Consider the following 5411-nt stretch of genomic DNA (forward strand, 5'->3'; position numbering starts at 1 on the left):
TATATTTGCACCCGCTTAGCTGGGAAAGCTTTGCGTTTTTCCGGGGTGATTTTTTGGTCCTTAGGCCAATTTTTTTTCGGGAAACCTGGATTTTAAGTTCATGTACATATTGGGAAAATAGACAGCGTAAAAGAGATTTAGAACCATTTTGGTGCGAGGACCGTTGTGCTTTTTGGGGATGTCCCATGGATATTCAAGGAAATACAATGAAGAGTTTGATCCTGGCTCAGGATGAACGCTAGCGGCAGGCCTAACACATGCAAGTCGAGGGGCATCGGGGATTGCTTGCAATCCGCCGGCGACCGGCGCACGGGTGCGGAACGCGTATCGAACCTGCCCCCTTCAGGGGAATAGCCCATGGAAACGTGGATTAATGCCCCATGGCACCGCGGCATCGCATGATGCTGCGGTTAAAGATTTATCGGAAGGGGATGGCGATGCGTGCCATTAGCTTGTTGGTGGGGTAACGGCCCACCAAGGCGACGATGGCTAGGGGCCCTGAGAGGGGGATCCCCCACACTGGTACTGAGACACGGACCAGACTCCTACGGGAGGCAGCAGTGAGGAATATTGGACAATGGGCGGGAGCCTGATCCAGCCATGCCGCGTGCAGGATGACGGCCCTATGGGTTGTAAACTGCTTTTATACGGGAAGAAACCTCCCCTCGTGAGGGGAGCTGACGGTACCGTAAGAATAAGGACCGGCTAACTCCGTGCCAGCAGCCGCGGTAATACGGAGGGTCCGAGCGTTATCCGGAATCATTGGGTTTAAAGGGTCCGTAGGCGGGCCTGTAAGTCAGGGGTGAAAGTCTGTGGCTCAACCATAGAATTGCCTTTGATACTGCAGGTCTTGAGTCGTTGTGGGGTTGCCGGAACATGTGGTGTAGCGGTGAAATGCATAGATATCACATAGAACACCGATCGCGAAGGCAGGTGACCAACAACGTACTGACGCTGATGGACGAAAGCGTGGGTAGCGAACGGGATTAGATACCCCGGTAGTCCACGCCGTAAACGATGGATACTAGCTGTGGGGACCTCGGTCTCCGTGGCCAAGCGAAAGTGATAAGTATCCCACCTGGGGAGTACGTTCGCAAGAATGAAACTCAAAGGAATTGACGGGGGCCCGCACAAGCGGTGGAGCATGTGGTTTAATTCGATGATACGCGAGGAACCTTACCAGGGCTTAAATGCAGGCTGCATGGGGCAGAGATGCCCCTTTCTTCGGACCGCCTGCAAGGTGCTGCATGGTTGTCGTCAGCTCGTGCCGTGAGGTGTCAGGTTAAGTCCTATAACGAGCGCAACCCCTACCGTTAGTTGCCAGCGAGTCAAGTCGGGGACTCTAACGGGACTGCCGGTGCAAACCGTGAGGAAGGTGGGGACGACGTCAAATCATCACGGCCCTTACGTCCTGGGCCACACACGTGCTACAATGGCCGGTACAGAGGGAAGCCACCCCGCAAGGGGGCGCGGATCTACAAAACCGGTCACAGTTCGGATCGGGGTCTGCAACTCGACCCCGTGAAGCTGGAATCGCTAGTAATCGGATATCAGCCATGATCCGGTGAATACGTTCCCGGGCCTTGTACACACCGCCCGTCAAGCCATGGAAGCCGGGAGTGCCTGAAGTCCGTCACCGCAAGGAGCGGCCTAGGGCAAGATCGGTAACTAGGGCTAAGTCGTAACAAGGTAGCCGTACCGGAAGGTGCGGCTGGAACACCTCCTTTCTAGAGAAGTGGACGCCCTTTGGCGCTGCGGTCCGCATCGTGGTCCTGTCGCTTTTCGCTGTTTTTCCCATATGTTTTTGATATACTGGCACGTATCACAGGCCAAACAGTCTCATAGCTCAGCTGGTTAGAGCGCTACACTGATAATGTAGAGGTCGGCAGTTCGAGTCTGCCTGAGACTACTGATCGCGCAGGGCGCGATAGTTGAGGGTTGAAAGTTCTGAGTTCAGAGTTTTTGCCCAAGGCAGAAAAGTTCATTAAGGAATACTGAAGGAAATTTTAGAAGTTGAGTGATTATCACGTAATGGTGAGCACGTTATCAAAACTGTTAACTGTTAACTGATAACTGCTGACTGAAATGGGGGATTAGCTCAGCTGGCTAGAGCGCCTGCCTTGCACGCAGGAGGTCATCGGTTCGACTCCGATATTCTCCACATCCGAGTTAAGGGTTCGGAGTTAAAGAGTTAAGAGTGTTCACTCTGAACTCAGCACTGAGAACCCATAACTTGAAAAGTTCATTGACATATTGGGACGGAGCGGACATGCCCTGCATGTTTCCGCGAAGTCAAAGAAGAAACACGAAGTAGAATAGAATATCAAGGATTACGAGGGCATCCGTGCTTTTGGCACGGGTGCGACAAGCAAGAGAAGGGCGTATGGGGGATGCCTGGGCTCTCAGAGGCGACGAAGGACGCGATAAGCTGCGAAAATCCACGGGGAGCTGCACATGAGCATTGATCCGTGGGTGTCCGAATGGGGCAACCCGGCTGGTTGAAGGCCAGCCACCCCGCAAGGGGGGCGAACCCGCCGAACTGAAACATCTAAGTAGGCGGAGGAAGAGAAAACAAAAGTGATTCCGAGAGTAGTGGCGAGCGAAATCGGATTAGTCCAAACCAACGTTGTCTCGGCAATGTTGGGGTTGTAGGACCACGACATTCTTTGCGTGACGAACCGGAAGCAGTTGGAAAGCTGCACGATATGGGTGACAGTCCCGTACGGGCAAGGAACGTTGAAGATAGTGGTATCCTGAGTAGCGCGGGGCACGTGAAACCCTGTGTGAATCCGGCGGGACCATCCGCCAAGACTAAATACTCCTGAGAGACCGATAGTGTACCAGTACCGTGAGGGAAAGGTGAAAAGAACCCTGAACAAGGGAGTGAAACAGACCCTGAAACCATACGCCTACAAGCGGTCGGAGCCCATTTATGGGTGACGGCGTGCCTTTTGCATAATGAGCCTACGAGTCACTTTTACCGGCAAGGTTAAGCACTTCAGGTGCGCAGCCGCAGCGAAAGCGAGTCTGAACAGGGCGCCACAGTCGGTAGTAGTGGACGCGAAACCGTGCGATCTACCCATGGGCAGGTTGAAGCTGTGGTAACACACAGTGGAGGACCGAACCCGTTGACGTTGAAAAGTCTTGGGATGACCTGTGGGTAGGGGTGAAAGGCCAATCAAGCTCGGAAATAGCTCGTACTCCCCGAAATGCATTTAGGTGCAGCGTTGATATAGTTACATAGAGGTAGAGCTACTGATTGGATGCGGGGGCTTCACCGCCTACCAATTCCTGACAAACTCCGAATGCTATGTAATGTTTATCAGCAGTGAGGGCATGGGTGCTAAGGTCCATGTCCGAGAGGGAAAGAACCCGGACCATCGGCTAAGGTCCCCAAATATGTGCTAAGTTGACAAAACGCGGTGGGACTGCATGGACAGCCAGGATGTTGGCTTGGAAGCAGCCATTCATTTAAAGAGTGCGTAACAGCTCACTGGTCGAGCGGTCCCGCATGGATAATGATCGGGCATAAGCACATTACCGAAGCCATGGACCCACGTTGTGGGTGGTAGGGGAGCATTCCGTTCTGCGTTGAAGCGGGCCTGCGAGGTCCCGTGGAGCGTACGGAAACGAAAATGTAGGCATAAGTAACGATAAAAGGGGCGAGAAACCCCTTCGCCGAAAGACCAAGGTTTCCCCGGCCATGCTAATCAGCCGGGGGTCAGTCGGGACCTAACACGAACCCGGAAGGGGCAGTGGATGGGCAACGGGTCAACATTCCCGTACCCGCACATCGACAAAAGTGACGGGGCAACTTAGCTGGTGCGCACAGACGGAATTGTGCGTTGAAGCGCAAGCGATAGTACGGCAAGGCCACGGCCGCGCCGATAATCCAGTGGCGTTGCCTCCAAGAAAAGCGAGATGTGCGGCCCGTACCGTAAACCGACACAGGTGGTCGGGATGAGAATTCTAAGGCGCTCGAGAGATTCATGGTCAAGGAACTAGGCAAAATGGACGCGTAACTTCGGGAGAAGCGTCGCTCCCTTTCGGGGGAGCCGCAGTGAACTGGTCCAGGCGACTGTTTATCAAAAACACAGGGCTCTGCCAAATCGAAAGATGATGTATAGGGCCTGACACCTGCCCGGTGCCGGAAGGTTAAAGGGAGATGTCATCCACTTGTGGAGAAGCATTGAACTGAAGCCCCGGTAAACGGCGGCCGTAACTATAACGGTCCTAAGGTAGCGAAATTCCTTGTCGGGTAAGTTCCGACCTGCACGAATGGTGCAACGATCTGGACACTGTCTCGACCATGATCTCGGTGAAATTGTAGTATCGGTGAAGATGCCGGTTACCCGCAGTGGGACGAAAAGACCCCGTGCACCTTTACTATAGCTTCGTATTGACCCTGGGCAAGGGATGTGTAGGATAGCTGGGAGGATTTGAAGCGCTGTCGCCAGGCAGTGTGGATCCGTTGTTGAAATACCAGCCTTCGTTTGTCCGGGGCCTAACCCAGCGATGGGGACAGTGCGTGGTGGGTAGTTTGACTGGGGTGGTCGCCTCCAAAAGAGTAACGGAGGCTTCCAAAGGTGCCCTCAGCACGCTTGGCAACCGTGCGCAGAGTGCAATGGCACAAGGGCGCTTGACTGTGAGACATACAGGTCGAACAGGTACGAAAGTAGGGCATAGTGATCCGGTGGTTCCGCATGGAAGGGCCATCGCTCAAAGGATAAAAGGTACGCCGGGGATAACAGGCTGATCTCCCCCAAGAGCTCACATCGACGGGGGGGTTTGGCACCTCGATGTCGGCTCGTCACATCCTGGGGCTGGAGAAGGTCCCAAGGGTTGGGCTGTTCGCCCATTAAAGTGGCACGCGAGCTGGGTTCAGAACGTCGTGAGACAGTTCGGTCTCTATCTACTGCGGGCGTTAGAAATTTGAGTGGATCTGGTTCTAGTACGAGAGGACCGAACTGGACCGACCGCTGGTGCACCGGTTGTCCCGCCAGGGGCATCGCCGGGTAGCTAAGTCGGGATGGGATAAGCGCTGAAGGCATATAAGCGCGAAACCCGCCACAAGATGAGATTTCTTTAAAGGGCCGTGGGAGACTACCACGTCGATAGGCCGCAGGTGGAAGCATGGCGACATGTGCAGCCGAGCGGTACTAATTGCCCGTATGCTTGCGCACGCCCTCGCAAGCCCCTTGTTACACACACTTCGTTGGCTCTTTTTTGGCAGGTGCCCCGTGCACCCGTCCCGATCATGTCATATGACCATACGGTATTGAAGACCTAGGTGGCCATGGCGACGGGGCCCACCCCTTTCCATTCCGAACAGGGAAGTTAAGCCCGTTAGCGCCGATGGTACTGCCACACCAGGTGGGAGAGTAGGTCGCCGCCTTCCTCGAACGCCCCCC

The 5411-nt window shown here is 54.6% G+C and carries 2 tRNA genes and 3 rRNA genes; all 5 read left to right on the forward strand.

What is annotated here, in order from left to right:
• Window positions 1-203: 203 nt before the first annotated feature.
• Window positions 204-1727 (forward strand): 16S ribosomal RNA (locus tag K7G75_RS14685).
• A 108-nt stretch (window positions 1728-1835) separates the two neighbouring features.
• Window positions 1836-1909: transfer RNA gene (locus K7G75_RS14690), tRNA-Ile, on the forward strand.
• Between the two features lie 178 nt (window positions 1910-2087).
• Window positions 2088-2161, forward strand: a tRNA-Ala gene (locus tag K7G75_RS14695).
• A 200-nt stretch (window positions 2162-2361) separates the two neighbouring features.
• Window positions 2362-5183 (forward strand): 23S ribosomal RNA (locus K7G75_RS14700).
• Window positions 5184-5286: 103 nt separating this feature from the next.
• Window positions 5287-5398, forward strand: a 5S ribosomal RNA gene (rrf, locus tag K7G75_RS14705).
• Together the 16S, 23S and 5S rRNA genes with 2 tRNA genes alongside form the textbook arrangement of a ribosomal RNA operon.
• Window positions 5399-5411 lie beyond the last annotated feature (13 nt).

The sequence above is a fragment of the Flagellimonas meishanensis genome (genome assembly GCF_019880545.1).
GTDB lineage: Bacteria > Bacteroidota > Bacteroidia > Flavobacteriales > Flavobacteriaceae > Flagellimonas > Flagellimonas meishanensis.